The organism is Streptomyces kebangsaanensis, from assembly GCF_001906585.1.
Lineage (GTDB): Bacteria > Actinomycetota > Actinomycetes > Streptomycetales > Streptomycetaceae > Streptomyces > Streptomyces kebangsaanensis.
Window position 1 is genome coordinate 90,168 of sequence record NZ_JUJA01000157.1, and the last position, 14,707, is coordinate 104,874.

The 14,707-nt window shown below is 72.6% G+C and carries 14 protein-coding genes; 4 read left to right on the plus strand and 10 right to left on the minus strand.

Annotation, left to right across the window (positions count from 1 at the left end; all coding sequences use genetic code 11):
- From RH94_RS27535 to RH94_RS27545, 3 genes are all read left to right on the plus strand, one after another.
- Positions 1 to 730: class I SAM-dependent methyltransferase (locus RH94_RS27535; RefSeq protein WP_234426084.1), on the plus strand; the 730-nt coding region annotated here is incomplete at its 5' end.
- Between the two features lie 151 nt (positions 731 to 881).
- Complete coding sequence (locus tag RH94_RS27540; RefSeq protein ID WP_073950930.1) at positions 882 to 1,976, plus strand: C40 family peptidase; 1,095 nt, start codon at positions 882 to 884, stop codon at positions 1,974 to 1,976.
- A gap of 278 nt (positions 1,977 to 2,254) precedes the next feature.
- A complete protein-coding gene (locus RH94_RS27545; protein ID WP_073950931.1) occupies positions 2,255 to 3,583 on the plus strand; it encodes a PP2C family protein-serine/threonine phosphatase in 1,329 nt (442 codons plus the stop codon).
- A gap of 20 nt (positions 3,584 to 3,603) precedes the next feature.
- Here RH94_RS27545 and RH94_RS27550 read toward each other — a convergent pair whose 3' ends face one another.
- The 4 genes from RH94_RS27550 to RH94_RS27565 all read right to left on the minus strand — a co-directional run bounded on the left by RH94_RS27550 (position 3,604) and on the right by RH94_RS27565 (position 5,893).
- Positions 3,604 to 3,945 carry a DUF2516 family protein gene (locus RH94_RS27550; RefSeq protein WP_073950932.1) on the minus strand — a complete coding sequence of 114 codons (342 nt, stop codon included), beginning with the start codon at positions 3,943 to 3,945 and terminating at the stop codon, positions 3,604 to 3,606.
- A 138-nt stretch (positions 3,946 to 4,083) separates the two neighbouring features.
- Entirely contained in the window at positions 4,084 to 4,797 is a 714-nt protein-coding gene (locus RH94_RS27555) for a hypothetical protein (protein ID WP_073950933.1), read from the minus strand.
- Between the two features lie 106 nt (positions 4,798 to 4,903).
- Positions 4,904 to 5,449, minus strand: coding sequence for a helix-turn-helix domain-containing protein (locus tag RH94_RS27560; protein WP_073950934.1), 546 nt, complete (start codon positions 5,447 to 5,449; stop codon positions 4,904 to 4,906).
- 72 nt (positions 5,450 to 5,521) lie between these two features.
- Entirely contained in the window at positions 5,522 to 5,893 is a 372-nt protein-coding gene (locus tag RH94_RS27565; protein WP_107428842.1) for a VOC family protein, read from the minus strand.
- A gap of 40 nt (positions 5,894 to 5,933) precedes the next feature.
- Between RH94_RS27565 and RH94_RS27570 the strand changes: the two genes are divergently transcribed.
- A complete protein-coding gene (locus RH94_RS27570) occupies positions 5,934 to 6,578 on the plus strand; it encodes a nucleotidyltransferase family protein (protein WP_073950935.1) in 645 nt (214 codons plus the stop codon).
- 223 nt (positions 6,579 to 6,801) lie between these two features.
- Here the strand turns inward: RH94_RS27570 and RH94_RS27575 are convergent, their stop codons facing one another.
- The 6 genes from RH94_RS27575 to RH94_RS27600 all read right to left on the minus strand — a co-directional run.
- Positions 6,802 to 9,060: a phosphotransferase gene (locus tag RH94_RS27575; protein WP_073950936.1), complete on the minus strand. Its 2,259-nt coding sequence runs from the start codon at positions 9,058 to 9,060 to the stop codon at positions 6,802 to 6,804.
- Positions 9,061 to 9,282: 222 nt separating this feature from the next.
- Entirely contained in the window at positions 9,283 to 10,026 is a 744-nt protein-coding gene (locus RH94_RS27580; RefSeq protein WP_073950937.1) for an HAD family hydrolase, read from the minus strand.
- Between the two features lie 290 nt (positions 10,027 to 10,316).
- Positions 10,317 to 11,198 carry a FadR/GntR family transcriptional regulator gene (locus RH94_RS27585; RefSeq protein WP_073950938.1) on the minus strand — a complete coding sequence of 294 codons (882 nt, stop codon included), beginning with the start codon at positions 11,196 to 11,198 and terminating at the stop codon, positions 10,317 to 10,319.
- A 150-nt stretch (positions 11,199 to 11,348) separates the two neighbouring features.
- Positions 11,349 to 12,260 carry a winged helix-turn-helix domain-containing protein gene (locus tag RH94_RS27590; protein WP_073950939.1) on the minus strand — a complete coding sequence of 304 codons (912 nt, stop codon included), beginning with the start codon at positions 12,258 to 12,260 and terminating at the stop codon, positions 11,349 to 11,351.
- 390 nt (positions 12,261 to 12,650) lie between these two features.
- On the minus strand, positions 12,651 to 13,910 hold the full coding sequence (locus tag RH94_RS27595) for a GNAT family N-acetyltransferase (protein ID WP_073950940.1): 1,260 nt from the start codon (positions 13,908 to 13,910) through the stop codon (positions 12,651 to 12,653).
- A gap of 74 nt (positions 13,911 to 13,984) precedes the next feature.
- Positions 13,985 to 14,707, minus strand: a 723-nt coding sequence (locus RH94_RS27600) for an asparaginase (protein WP_234426085.1), incomplete at its 5' end; no start/stop codon positions are given.

Genomic DNA, 14,707 nt, shown 5'->3' on the forward strand with positions numbered 1-14,707 from the left:
CGATCCGGTGGCCGTCGACCTCGGCTACGGCGCCGCTCCCTGGACGGCGGTCGAGCTGCTGCACCGCCTGCGCACCGCGGCGCCACGCGCGCGCGTGGTGGGTGTGGAGATCGAGCCGGCCCGGGTCACGGCCGCGAAGCCGTACGAGCGGGAGGGGCTGGTCTTCCGGCACGGCGGCTTCGAGGTGCCGGTCCCGCAGCGCCCGCACCTCATCCGCGCGGCGAACGTGCTGCGGCAGTACGACGAGTCGGAGGTCGCCGCCGTCTGGGAGCGGCTGTGCGCACGGCTCGCCCCGGCGGACGGGCACTCGCGCGGAGGCCTGCTCGTCGAGGGCACCTGTGACGAGATCGGACGCCGGCACGTGTGGGTGGCGCTCGGCCCGGAGGGTCCCCGCACGGTCACCTTCGCCACCCGCCTGGGTTCCCTGGACCGCCCGTCCGACCTCGCCGAACGCCTTCCGAAAGCGCTCATCCACCGCAATGTCCCCGGTGAGCCGGTGCACGCCTTCCTGCGGGACTTCGACCGCGCCTGGGCGGCCGCCGCGCCCTACGCCTCCTACGGCGCCCGCCAGCGCTGGATCCGCACGGTGAGCGACCTCGCGGCCCACTGGCCGGTGGCGGACGGACCGGCGAGGTGGCGGCAGGGCGAGGTGACGGTGAGGTGGGAGGCGCTGGCGCCGCGCGGCCGGCCCGGTCCCTTCGTCCCGCCGCCCAGGGAACGATCTTCGTGAGCCGTTCGTCGCACAGACGGGAGATCGCCGCGGGAGATCGCCATGCGGGAGATCGCCACGGGAGGGCCCTGCCTCTGTCGCTCCACGCCAAAGCGTGGCAGGATCCCCCGGGCACCGTAAGTTACTGACGGTTAATAACGTGGGGGCGGATATGGGACGGGGCAGGCGCACTGTGCTCGCGGCGGCCGTGACCGTGGTGTGCGCGATCACCCTGCTGGGCGCACCGGGCACGGCGTTCGCGAGCGCGCTGCCCGACCCGGCACCGACGCCTTCCGCCTCCCCCTCCCCTTCCCCGTCGGCCACGCTCCCGCCGGACGAGGACCTCGAGGCGGTCCGCGCCAGGCTGGACGAGCTCTACCACGACGCGGCCGTCGCCACCGACGCCTACAACGCCGCCAAGGAGAAGACGGAGAAGCAGTCCGCCGAGATCACCGAACTGACCTGGGACATCGCCGAAAAGCAGCGGAAACTGGACGAGTTGAAGGAACGCGCCGGTGCCGCGGCCCGCGCCCAGTACCGCTTGGGCGGCCTGCCGCCCGAAGCCCAGCTGATGCTCGGCGGCGACCCGCGGACCTTCCTCGACGGAGCCGGCCGGGTGCTGCAGGGCGAGCGGGCCACCAAGGCCCTGATCGAGGAAACGGCCCGCACCCAGCAGGACTTGAAGCAGTACGCGGCGGACGCCGCCGACCACCTGCGGAAGCTGGAGGCGAACCGCAAGGCCAAGGCCGCGGCCAAGAAGCGGATCGAGCAGCGCGTCAAGGAGGCCGAGCGGCTCGAGGCCACGCTGGAGGAGCGGCAGCGCGAGCGCCTCGCCCAGCTGGAACGGCAGGCCGCCGCCCGGGCGCAGACGGCCTGGCTGGACACCGGAATCCTCGAGGAGATCGACGGCAAGGCCTCCGAAGCCGGAAAGAAGGCGGTCGAGTTCGCCACGGCCCAGCTCGGCAAGCCCTACGAGTGGGGCGCCGAGGGCCCGAAGTCGTACGACTGCTCCGGGCTCACCTCCCAGGCCTGGGCGGCGGCCGGCCATCCCGTCCCGCGCACCTCGCAGGAGCAGTGGAAGCGGCTCAGGCGCGTGGACATCAGGGACATGCGGCCCGGCGACCTGATCATCTACAACGGCGACGCCAGCCATGTGGCGATGTACGTCGGCGACGGCACGATCGTCCACGCCCCGCGGCCGGGGCGGACGGTGACGCTCGCGGGGGCGGGTTCGATGCCGATCCTGGGCGTCGTACGGCCGGACTGAGGTCTTCGCGGGGCGCCCGGGGGCCGGTGACCCCGGCCACGTGATTCACCGCACGCGGGTTCGCGGCCGCACCCGGGCGGCACGTGACCTTCGTCATTGCCCTCCCCCTGCCGGCCTGTCCAACTCCGGCGGGTATCGCGGCATATGCCGACGGCCGGATGACGAGCGACGTGCCTCACACCATTCCGCTGGGGCGCCGACTACCGCTATGGTCCCCGTCGGTGGAGCGAGGTCCCTCGTGCCCACCACCCTCGGGGGGAGGGAAGGAACCCAGGACGATGCCCGTGCCCGTACCGCGGCAGAGAGCGCTCCCGGCCGCGGACAGTGGTCGGGCGCGGACCGTGCCCCACGGCGACGGCCCCCCGGCAGTGCGGGCCCCGCACGCGGAGGCGACGGTCGAGAAGGACGACCGCGACACCGCCCCCGCCACCGGCAGCCCCCTCACGCTGCTGCTGATCGAGGACGATCCCGGCGGCTCGCCGATCGTGCCCGAGCTGCTCGACTCCTCCGGCAGGCCGGTCCGGATCCGTACGGCCCGCAACCTCACCGAGGCCGCGCGGCTGCTCACCGACGACGTCCACTGCATCCTGCTGGACCTCGCGCTGCCCGCGCCCGGCCGGTCCGACGGCGCCGACGACGAGCTCGTCGTGCTCCAGCAGGTGCTCGAGCTCGCGCCCCGGCACGCCGTCCTGGCGCTGACCGCCTCCGGCGACGCCGAGCGCGGCGCCCGGGCGGTGCGGGTGGGCGCCCAGGACTACCTCGTCCGCGACGAGCTGGACGGGCGGCTGCTGAGCCGCGCGATCCGGTACGCGGTGGAGCGCAAGCGGTCCGACACCGCCGAGCGCCGGCTCGCCGAGGGCAGGCTGCGCGCGCAGGAGAACCGCCGCCTGGAACGGGGCCTGCTGCCGACCCCGCTGCTGGACGGCTCCACACTGCGCTTCTCCGCCCGCTACCGCCCCGGCCGCTCGCGCGCGCTGCTCGGCGGCGACTTCTACGACGCCGTCCGCACCCCCGACGGCACCGTGCACGCCATGATCGGCGACGTCTGCGGGCACGGTCCCGACGAGGCGGCGCTCGGCGTGGAGCTGCGCATCGCCTGGCGGGCGCTGACGCTGGCGGGGCTGTGCGGGGACGAGCTGCTGAGCACGCTGCAGCAGGTGCTGGAACACGAGCGCTCCGACGAGGAGATCTTCGCCACGCTGTGCACGGTGGACATCGCGCCCGACGGGCGCCGGGCCGGCCTGTGCCTGGCCGGTCACCCGTCACCGCTGGTGATCGCCCCGGGCAGGCCGGCCCGGCTGCTGCCGTACGACAACAACGGCCCCGCCCTCGGTCTGCTGCCCGGCGCCCGCTGGCCCCGGACGCAGGTGGAGCTGGGCGCCCAGTGGAGCCTGATGCTCTACACCGACGGCCTGATCGAGGGCCGGGTCGGCGAGGGCGGCGAACGGCTCGGCCAGGACGGCATGGTGGAGCTGGTCCGCCGCCAGCTCGCCCGGGGTCTGCGCGGCGAGGACCTGCTGCGGGAAGCGGTGAACGAGGTGCGCGGACTCAACGGCGGCGAGCTCACCGACGACGTGGCGGTGGTCCTGCTGGACCGGGAGCCGTAGCCTTCGCGGCCCCCGCCGGCTCACCGTCCGCCGTTGTAGGGCCCGTACGGCCCGTCGCTGCTGCTGCCGCGGCGGCCCCACCCGCTGCCGCCGCCGACCTGCTTGAGCGCGGGACGTACGTCCACGATGTAGACGATGCTCGCGATCACGCCGATGATCGGCAGGAACGAGAAGATCGAGAACAGGTAGCTCACCAGGAGCGCCAGGGCGAGGATGATCAGCCAGAACACCTTGTTCTGCTTGTCGGCCGCCCGGAAGGCGTCCTCGCGCCGGAACGCCGCGTCGAACAGCCCGAACGCGGCCAGGCCCATGAGGAGGATCTTCAAGATCCCCAACAGCCCTGTGAAGCCCATCATCAGCATGCTGCCACCGCCCGTTCTCTCCCGATTCCTAAGCCACCGTACCCGCAGAACGGGCCGGACACCCCAAGGGTGCCCGGCCCGGATACCTGTCGCCCGTACGGGTGAGACACACCGCTCGCGCGGCCTGCCCGGTGCCGCCTACTTGGCGGGCGGGGTGGTCCTCTTCGCGGCGGGCGAGGTCTTGCGGCCGTTCGGGGCCTTCTTGACGGAGGCCTTCTTGTCCGCCCCCTCGGGCTCGACCAGGACCGCGGCGGGCTTGTCCTCCTTGACCGCGACGGGCTCGGTCCTGACCCCGGCCGGCTCGGCCTCGGGCTCGGTCTTGGGCTCGGGCTCGACGGCGATGGCGAGCTCCTCGACCTCCTCGGCGATGTCCTCGATGCCCTCGGCGGCCTGGCCGCGCCAGGTCCGCACGGTCTGCTCGCCGTGCTCGGCGACCTTCTCGTAGGTCTCGCGGGCCCTCACGGCGTACTCGGCGGCGACGCCGACACCGCGCAGGGCGAGGTCCTGGGCGGTCTCGCCGAACTTCTTCAGGTCCGAGTCGAGGTTGGCGCCGAACTTCTTCAGGTCGGAGTCGAAGGAGTTCAGGAACTCGGTGACCTTGGTCTGGAGGTTCTCCTGCGTCGCCCTGACCCGGACGCCGGCCTCCTTGGCACGGGCGGTGGCCCGCTCCTGGACGGCCTTCGGGTCGGTGTTGCGCACCGCGTCGATACGGGCCGGGGCCTCGGCACGCAACTGCTCCATCAGAGCGGGCACCTTCTTGGCCTGCTGCAGGGCCAGGTCCGCGGTGCCCGCGGCGAAGTAGAGCGGCTTGGGGTCGCTGAGGGTCTTGCGCAGGTCATCGGTGATGGCCATGGGGATGGTCCTCCCGGATTGCTTGTGGCTGAGGGTTTTGGGTTGCCGCGGCCGGAGGGGCCGGCGGTCCGGCCCTGCTGGACCGTGCGGTCGTGGGATCACCGGATCAGCCCGCCGTCTGCCGCGGATCGGCGTCGTCGCCGCCGGACGTACGGGTACGGCGTCGCTCGGCGGGAGCCGTTTCCGGGTCGGTGCCGGTGCGTATGTTTCCGCCGCCGCCACCACTGCCGCCGTCGGCCGTGCGGTCGCCGTGCTCGGTGGTGCCGCCGGTGTCGCCGGTGCCGTCGTCCGTCTTCGCGGTCCCGAACCCGTTCTCCTTGCGGAAGGACTCGTAGATCTGGAGCAGCACCTGCTTCTGCCGCTCGTTCAGCGAGGGGTCGGCGAGGATGACGGCGCGCGTCTCCACGTCGTCCCGGTCCCGCTCGGCGTCGAGGATGCCGGCCCGCACGTACAGCGTCTCGGCGGAGATGCGCAGCGCCTTGGCGACCTGCTGCAGCACCTCCGCGCTCGGCTTGCGCAGCCCGCGCTCGATCTGGCTCAGGTACGGATTGGACACCCCGGCGGCATCGGCGAGCTGCCGCAGCGACAACTGCGCGTTGCGCCGCTGCTCGCGCAGGTACTCACCGAGATTGCCGACGTTGAGCGATGCCATGTCTCCACCTTGCACCACCCCTGCTAACAAATGCAAGCAATCTGCTTGCAAGAGTGCGCTACGTGTCCGCCGTCAGCCTCCGACGATGCAGAAGGGATGGCCGGCCGGATCGGTGAGGACCCGCCACCTGTCCTCGTGCGGCTGGTGGTCCGGCTTGCCCGCGCCCAGCTCCAGCAGCCGGGCCTCGGCCTCGTCCAGGCTTTCCCCGACCTTGAAGCAGAGGTGGAGCTGCTGGGGAACGGTCCCGTCGGGCCAGTTCGGGGCCCGGTGGTCCTCGACCCGTTGGAAGCCGAGGAGGAGTCCGTCCTCACGCGTGAGACCGGCGAAGTCGGCGTTCGACTCCGGGTGCGGTTCGAGGCCGGTGGCCCGCTGGTAGAACGCCGCCAGGGCCGGCGGATCGGGGCAGTCGAGCGTGATGGCGCTCAGCTTCATCTGCAGGGGCACGACACCTCCGGGGCGATGCGTCTCTGACAGGGTGTGCCCCGTGGACGAACTGGTGGAACGTGTCGACGATCACGACCGTGCGCGGTGGGCACCCGGCCGGCTGCCCGTCACCGAGCAGCTCGGTGTCCTGCGCTCCGTGCTCTCCCGGAACGAGATCCTGACCGACGTGCTGGCCGGGACGGCGGCGCTGCGACTGCCCGGCTGGTACGTGACGGCGGGCTGTCTGTTCCAGACCGTGTGGAACGTGGTCACCGGCAGGCCTCCCACCCACGGCATCAGGGACTACGACGTCTTCTACTTCGACGGCACCGACCTCTCCTGGGAGGCGGAGGACACCGTGATCAGGGCGGGGCGGAAGGCGTTCGCCGGGCTGCAGGCCGACGTGGAGATCCGCAACGAGGCACGGGTCCATCTGTGGTACGAGGGGAAGTTCGGGGTGCCCTGCCCTCCGCACGGGTCCACCGAGGCCGCGATCGACTGCTTCGCCGCGACCACCTGCTGCCTGGGTGTCCGGCTGGAGCCCGGCGGAGGATGGCGTGTCTACGCGCCCCATGGACTCTCCGACGTGTTCGACCTCGTCGTCCGCCCCAACCCGCGGCTCGCCCCGCGCGAGGTGTACGAGGCGAAAGCGGCACGGTGGAAGGAGGAGTGGCCGGAGCTCACCGTGCTGCCGTGGCCGGAGTGACGTGGCCGGGACGCACGGGGCCGGGCCGGCACCCGGACGGGTTCCGCCACCTCCGCACCCGTCCCCGCGCGGGGACCGGACGGGGACCGGACGGGCGGCACGCGTCGAACCCCCGTTCCGGGAGGAGCCGGACGGCGGTGTCGGACGCCTCCCGGCGCACCCGCCGCCTCTTGTGCTCGCGCGGTCCGGGTCCGGGCGTGCCGGGGTCGTTCGGGGCACGGGCCTACGCGGGGGCGGGCAGGTGTCCGGGAGCCGGAACCGGATGCCCGGTTCCGCCGTGGCATCCGTGGGCCAGCGCGCGGACGAGGTACGGGTTCGCCGTCGGGCGGGCCGTCAGGCCCAGGGATCCGGTGGCCGCCGCGAGGGTCATCGCGTAGGAGTCGACGGCTCGGCGGACGTTGGGGGCGTCCAGGCTCACGCCGGTCACCAGGCGGTCCAGGTCGACGTAGGCGGAGCGGACGGTCTCGATCCAGCGGTAGACGTGCCAGTCCCGGCTCCAGCCTGCCGTGTACGCGGCGGGCAGGCGGCGCTCCCAGCGGCTGAACATGCGCTCGCGGACCTCCGGGCGGGTCGGCGTGAGGTGCATGTGCCGGACCAGGTCGTACAGCGGGTCGCCGATCAGCGCCATCTCCCAGTCGATGATGGTGAGGGCGCGGGCGTCGTCACGGCGGACGAGGTTCCACGGGTTCAGGTCGCCGTGCAGGAGCACCGGACGGCGGGAGCCGACCCGGTACCGGGAGAGGATCTGCCCGAGCCGGGGGGCGTCGGGCAGGCCGAGGAGCCGGGCCAGCTGCCGTGACTCCCCGGGCAGTTCGTCCACCAGGATCACCAGCTGGTCGCACAGCCAGGGGAAGAAGGCCTCCTCGCCCGCGAACGGGTCGAGCCCTCCGTAGTCCACGTCCGTCAGCGCGCACAGCTGGTCGACGAGCGCGTCCGCCTCGTGCGGCCGCAGGCCGTGCTCCGGGTGGCTGGGCGGACCACCGGTGTCCTCGGGGCCGACGTAGGTGTGGATGGCGTACGGCTCTCCCTGGTGGCTGTGGCCCAGGGCGAGGACCTTCGGGGCCGCCACCGGGACGCCCGACTGCTCGACGGCCCGCAGTACGGCGTGTTCGCTGAGGAAACTCGGCTCGCGGCGGCAGGCGTTCGCCAGCTTGCGGCGCACCACGACCGGGGAGTCGAACCCGGGCACCCTTACCACCGAGTTGAGGTGTGCGGTGCCCTTGAACACCCGGTCGGCCGGGGCCATGCCCTCGGCGAGCAGGGCGTGCTCGACCGCGGAGGCGGGGAAGTCGCTCCGCTCCGGGAGGCGCTGGTCCGGCGACCACGGGATCGCCCCCCGCGCCCGGCCCGCGCCGCCGCCGCGTACCGCCGTCCGGGAAGCCCGCCAGCGGAAGAGGACGCACGCGATCTCCGCGGTGTCCGGCACGTTTCCGAGCCCGAGCGGTTCGGCTCCCGCCTCCAGCGCCCGGCGCACGGACGCCGTCGCCCCGTCCAGGCTCTCCTGGTCGGGCGCGTCCCGCAGGGCCCGCGCGGCCCGCATCACGTCCGGGAAGACGGACTGCGCCCGTTCGAAGGCGACGTAGTGCCGCAGATCCCGCGCCAGGCCGTTCACGGCGGCCGGGCGGACCCGGAGCATCGCGTCCGCCCAGGCGTCGACGACCTCGGACCACTGGTGGGACGGGTACCGCATGCGTACGAGGTGGGTGGCGAGGTCGTGCAGGGGGTCGCCGTAGCCGGCGAGTTCCCAGCCGACGCAGATCAGGGGCGGATCGCCGTCGTACGGGATGATCAGGTTGTCGCGGCGCAGGTCCGTGTGGAGCAGGCTGAAGGGCCGTCGGCACATGGCCGGCACCCGCTCCCGCAACCGGACCAGGGCGTCCTCCGGGATGCCGAGCGCCGCGAACAGTCCGCCGAAGGCAGGCCAGTTGGGCCGCCGGATCTGCTCGTCGGCGAGGTGGGCCAGCGTCCGCAGGAAGTCCTGGCTGTCGGTGTGGTTGCGGGGCCAGGCCGCGGGCAGGGCGGGCAGCGCGGTCCGCCGTACCCGGGTCATCCGGGCGAACAGCTCCGCCAGCGCCCTGATCAGCAGGGTGTCGAGGGGTTCGCCGTCCCCTCGGACGCCGGCCAGCGGCACTCCCTCCACATGGCTGTGGACGGCGAAGCCGTCGCCGGCCACGAGGCGTTCGGGGACGTGCGGCAGGACGCCCTTGACGGCGTCCAGGATCCGCTTCTCGTCCTGCCAGGTCCTGATGGCCACGGGCAGCGTGTCGGCACGCCGTATCCGCACGGTCACGCGGGTGCCCACCGGGCGGCCCACCAGGGACGCCACCTCCGCGGTCACGGGCACGACGTGGTTCCGGTCGTGGTGCCCGCCGCTCTCCCGCCCCGACACCGCGGCCCGCACGAACGCCGTCAGGGCCGGCTCGGCGACATCGGCCGCGGCGTGTCTCCCAGGAGGTTCCTGGGAAACGGGTGGTGCCTCCACTGGCCGCTCCGGTTCGGTCGCACAGGTGACAGGTAGGGCAAAAGGTAAGCCTGGAGTCCTGCCCTCGCGATTCGAGAAACGGCCGAGTCGGCACAAAGGGTGATGTGTCGTTCTTCCGCGTCAGGTCGCCGCAGGGCCGGCGGTCCGCCTTCTCCCGCCCATACGTACGGACGGGGGCGACCGCTCGGGCGCGGTGCGGGAATGCTAGCGCAAGCTCCCGGCCTACTCCGCCTGCTGCCGCCGGGCCGACAGGATCCGCAGGACGGGCTCCAGGGACTCCACGACCACGGTGGCGCCCGCCTCCCTGAGCAGCTTTTCCTTGCGGGCGTTGCGGGCGTAGCCGAGGAAGGGCACTCCGGCCCGCCGGGCGGCCTCGTGGTCCGAGGGGGTGTCGCCGATCATCAGGGCGCGGCCGGGGGCCGCGCCCGTCGCGTTCAGCGCGCGGTTCAGGCAGTGCGGGTCCGGTTTGAGGCGTTCCAGGTCCCGGGTGCGTCCGTAGACGTGGGGGTCGAAGCAGGGGGCGAGGCCGCGGCTGTCGAGGTACTTGCGCACCACGAGCGGCGAGTTGTTCGTGGTGACGGCCAGGCGGGAGCCCCGCGCCGCCCAGGCGCGGATCAGCGCGTCGGCGTACGGCGTGGGCCGGGCGGAGGAGGCGGCCCGCATCTCCTCCTGGGTGAGGCGGGCCTCCAGCCCGGCGACCAGGTCGCTGCCGGGGTGCCGGCGGCCGACGGCGCGCAGGACGGCGAGCGGGTCCAGCGACTCCCGTTCACGCTCCGTCAGCAGGCCGCGCGGGCCCCGGCTCTCCAGCCCCCGCACCAGTTCGGCCGCCACCCGCTCCGAGGAGTATCCCGCGAACAGACCGCAGACCGGCCCGTCGAAGTCCCAGAGCACGACCCGGGCACGGCTGATCAGCTCCCACAGTTCCCCGGCCTCGTTCTCACGGTCGTTCCCGTCGTCCGCCGCCATTGGTTCGGTCCGTGTCGTCGCGTCAGAAGTCACCGGACTCCTCCGACGATGATTTCGCCCCCGAGGCGAAAGATGGCCCACTTGACCGGGTAAGCTACGTTCCGCGCGTTGCGAGAACCAAGCGCGTGCAACGTGCTGGGCGAGAACCAGGCAGGCACACCAAATCTCCATCCTCCGGGGAAACCGGGCTGGTTCCAACCCGGCTGGTGTCGGGAGCGTCGGACTCGTACGCCCGCTGAGCGAACGAGCAGCTTGAGCCAGGAATCTCCCCGCTTCGGCCGGGAGAGGGTTCAATAGGAGAGTGTCAGGTCCGTGGCGATGGTTTCCCAGAGGGCGTCGAACCACTTCTGGGATTCCTCCACGAACGCCGCGTCCCGCTGCCCGCCGCGCCTGTCGAACGAGAACAGCAGGGACTCCGTGCCCAGGACGTCGTACATGTCCAGCGTCGCGTCGTCCGCCCGCTCCTCGCGGCGGGCGATCATGTAGTACGCCATCAGCGCCTCCGCGCCGTTGAGCAGGTACAGCTTGACCGGCGGGGTGAAGGGCAGCGCGCGGAAGGTCACGCGGACGTCGATGCCGTGGGTGGCGCGCAGGGCCAGCAGGTTGTGCCTGAGCACCTGGCCCTGGGCGTTGCGCTGGGCGAGCCAGCGCTGGTGGACCGGGTCGCCCTCGCTCTCCCGGTCCACCGACACCGGGAAGGCCAGGGCGATGTTCCGGGACGGCAGCAGGACGCGCACGTCGATCGCCTCGGGGCTCAGCCGGCCCTCGTGGATCAGGCGTACGGGCTCGCCCAGGGCGATCATCAGGGTCTCGGCGGTCAGACAGGTCGTGTCGATCCGCACCCTGCGGGCGGAGAAGGCCTCCACGAGCCGCGGCGCGAGGCCGACCATGGTCGGCTGCGGCTCCGCACGGGCCGGGGCGGGCACGGCGACCCGCGGCGGGCTGCCCTTGGTGATGTTGCTGAGCAGGCCGTCCCCCTGGAGCGCCCGGAGCGCCTGGCGCACGGCACCGCGCTCCACCCCGAACTCCTCGGCGAGTTCGGCCTGGGTGGGCAGGCGGTCGCCCGGCCGCAGCACACCGGCGCGGATCCGCTCCCGCAGGGTGTCGGCGATCTCCTGGGGCGAGCTTCTTCTGCTGCCGTTCACGGCCACGGTCTCCTGGGTCACAACCAAACGCTACAACTTAGAGCCAGCTAAGGGGAGTTGTTTGGAACTTGCTCGTAGATACCAACCAAGTGGCGTCAACTGCCGCATGGTTGGTTGCCAACTCGCCGAGCCGGTGGAAGGACCGCCTCCCGCCCGCCCCGCGCCCCGTGCGACGCGTCAGTCCACGAGCGTGAGCTCCGAACTGATCGTCCGCCACAGGGCGTCGAACCACAGGTGGGACTGCTTCACGAACGTCGTGTCCCGCGGGCCGGCGCCCTGTTCGAAGGCGAACAGCATCGACTGGGTGCCCTCGGCGTCGTACAGCTGCAGGTGTTCGTGGTCGACCTCCTGCTCTCGCCGGTGCAGCGTGTAGTACGCGAACAGCGTCTCCGCGTCGTTGAGCAGGTACAGCTTGACCGGCGGGGTGAAGGGCAGCGCGCGGAAGCCGACGTGCACGTCGATGCCGTGGGTGGCGCGCAGGGCCAGCAGGTTGTGCCTGAGCACCTGGCCCTGGGCGTTGCGCTGGTTCAGCCAGCGCCGGCGCAGCCGGCCGGCGGCGAGGGCGTCGTCCACCGGCGTGGGGAAGGCGAGGGCGATGTCGCGGCTGGGCAGCAGGACGCGGACGTCGACCTTGGCCGGTTTCAGTCGCCCGGCGTGGATCTGCCGCAACGGTTCGCCGATGGCCATGGTGAGCGAGACGGCGGTCAGGCACAGGGCGTCGATCCGCACGTGGGAGGCGCCGAAGGCGGCGGCGACACGGGGGGTGAGGGCGACCGTGGTGGGCAGCGGCGGGGCGGCGGGGCCGGCCGGGGCCCACCGCGGGTCGGGCGCGACGGTCGCCGGGCTCCCCTTGGACACGTTGGTGAGCAGGTGCTCCGACTGCAGGATGCGCAGCGCCTGGCGTACGGCTCCGCGCTCGACGCCGAACTCGACGGCCAGCTTGGCCTGGGTGGGCATGCGCTGACCCGGCCGCAGCTCACCGGCTGTGATCCGGCGCCGCAGTTCGTCGGCCACCTCGCGGGGTGATCTCTGTGGCCCCCGCGACCTTTTCCGCCCCTTGGCGGAGGCATATTCCGGGTCCACGGCCAAACGGTACAACTTCTCGCCATCTTGCGGCAGTTCGGGAAGAGGTGGTTATGAGCCGTGCCCAAGTGGAGATAAGAGGAGTGAAGTTGGTAGCCAACTTGAGCGACATGGTCAAACTTTCCAAGTGTTGGCCACCAGGGTGACGGTTGGGGAACGCCGGACCGCGCTCTCTTCCGGAGGGGAGCCGGGAGCCCGGCCGGTGGGCGAGCCAACGGGAGCGGCAGTCGGCACTCGGCACCGCACGGCACAGTCACAACTGAACAGACGGCGCACGGCCACAACTCCATACGCGTTCGCACAGCCACAACCGAAGACCGCCACGCACAGCCACAACTCAACAGCCAAGCTACGGATGCATGGTCCCCGTCAACCGTCACCGCCGGGAAGGAGCGCTCAGAACATGTCCGGGCACCAAGGACGCCTGGACGTACGCAGCAGGGCGTCGGCCACCTGGGCGGCGCCCGCTCGTTCTTCCTGGACCCGGCCGAGCGCCGTGAGCCGCACGGCGGACTCGTCGCCGAGCCACAGGGTCGCCAACTCCGCCACGTCCAGCGTCAGATCGGCGCTCACCGTCGTCGGCGTACAGGACGCCCCGGCGGGCGAGGCCTCCAGCCGCCACCGCCCGCCGGCCGTCCCGGCCCGGTCGGCGACGTCCAGCACCAGCGTCCCCGTCCCCTCGTACGTCCGTGCCTCCAGGGCCCGTACGACGTCCAGGATCCGCACCCACAGCCAGTCCGCCTGCGTGGTGACCGTGGCGGCGCGCGGGTTCGGCAGGAGGAGGGGGAGCAGGTCGTCGGGGGCCCGCCAACCGCTCTTGACCTTCACGATCCAGTCGACGGAGCACACGTGGAGCCACAGGGCGCGTTCGGCGGCCGGGGTCACCGCGATCAGGTTCTTCACCGTCGCGGTGTTCAGCGGCTGCTTGGCGTCCGACCAGGTGCCGTCGCACACGTACGCCACCAGGCCCTCGACCGTGCCGTCCGCTGCGCGGTACACGGCGTAGAAGGGTTCGGTCCACGGGTAGCGGTCCAGGCGCAGGGCGCCGGTGTTGACCTGCCACCAGCGCTCGGAGCGGTCGATCGCGCCGGGCTGGACGCGGCGCAGCCGCTCGTGCAGCCCGGGGCCGAGCTTGCGTACGCCGTCGCCGTCGACGAGGTCGACGCGGCCGCCGTCCTCCGGGCCCGCCCAGCGCGGGTCGAGGCCGGCCCGGGGGACGTCGACCGTCCACTCGGTCGCCCAGGTCGCGGGGCCGAAGCCGTAGCGGCCGTAGATCGGGTACTCGGCGGCGATCAGGGTCGCGACGACGTCACCGCGGTCCTTCGCGGCGGCGAGGTCCTGGGCCGTCATGCGGGTCAGCAGGCCGCGGCGGCGGTGGGTGGCGGTGACCGTGACGTTGGATATCGCGTCGGCCGGGACGGTCGCGCCACCGACGGCGGTGAGCTCCTGCGCGAAGGAACGGAACGTCGCCACACACCGGCCGTCGTCGAAGGCACCGAGGGTGCGGGACGGGACGATGTACGACCCGCGGTCGGCGATCTCGGCGTCGGAGACGGCGGGGTCGCGCAGGAAGCCGGTGTTCAGGGCGCGGGTCCAGTCCGGGATCTCGTCCTCGGTGACGGGACGTACGTCGATGCGGGGGCGGGCGGCAGTCATGGGAGGACGGTAGGGGAGGGGGAGCGGGGTGTCGCGGGGTTTTCCCCGGCCTCGCCCCCGCCCCGCCCCCAAGCTCAGAAGGCCGCCCGGACCTCCCCCACCTCCCGTCCGCCGCCCAGCAGCGGGGCGCGTCCGATCCGGTCGAGCACCGGGGTGTCGAGGCCCATCAGGGTCAGGGCGCGGGCCAGGACCGGGCCCAGGGTCCTGGTCGCACCGTCGTCGATCTTGAAGGCCAGGGCCCGGCCGTCCGGGAGGGCCACCGCCTGGACCGCTTCCGCGCCCATCTTGGAGAGGGTGCCGGGCAGTTCGCGCATCAGCCAGGTGTCGGAGCGGCGGGTGCCGGCGACGTACTCGGGGTGGGCGCGCATGGCGTCCGCGACACGGCGCTCGGGGGTGCCGGGTGCGGCCAGGACGAAGGCGCGGTAGGCGCGGGCCAGGCCCGTGAGGCTGATCGCCGCCAGCGGCGCGCCGCAGCCGTCCGTGCCGACCGCCGCGACCGGCTCGCCCGCCGCCTCCTCCACCACCCTGTGGACGACCCGCTGCAGCGGGTGGTCCGGGTCGAGGTACGACTCCAGCGGCCAGCCCCGCAGCGCGCACGCCGCCAGCATCGCGGTGTGCTTGCCGGAGCAGTTCATCACCACCCGGTCGCGCACCGCCCCGGCCGCCAGGTAGGTCTCCTTCTCCTCCGGGTCCAGCGGCAGGTCCGGCGGGCACCGCAGCTGCGCCGGGGTCAGTCCGTGCTCGTCGAGCATCTTGTGGACCAGGTCCCGGTGGAACGTTTCTCCGGAGTGGCTCGC

Coding starts and splice junctions, on each gene's coding strand:
- RH94_RS27595 (WP_073950940.1), bottom strand. CDS start 13,910: ATGACTGCCGCCCGCCCCCGCATCGACGTACGTCCCGTCACCGAGGAC.
- RH94_RS27555 (WP_073950933.1), bottom strand. CDS start 4,797: ATGGCCATCACCGATGACCTGCGCAAGACCCTCAGCGACCCCAAGCCG.
- RH94_RS27580 (WP_073950937.1), bottom strand. CDS start 10,026: ATGGCGGCGGACGACGGGAACGACCGTGAGAACGAGGCCGGGGAACTG.
- RH94_RS27550 (WP_073950932.1), bottom strand. CDS start 3,945: ATGCTGATGATGGGCTTCACAGGGCTGTTGGGGATCTTGAAGATCCTC.
- RH94_RS27560 (WP_073950934.1), bottom strand. CDS start 5,449: ATGGCATCGCTCAACGTCGGCAATCTCGGTGAGTACCTGCGCGAGCAG.
- RH94_RS27540 (WP_073950930.1), top strand. CDS start 882: ATGGGACGGGGCAGGCGCACTGTGCTCGCGGCGGCCGTGACCGTGGTG.
- RH94_RS27545 (WP_073950931.1), top strand. CDS start 2,255: ATGCCCGTGCCCGTACCGCGGCAGAGAGCGCTCCCGGCCGCGGACAGT.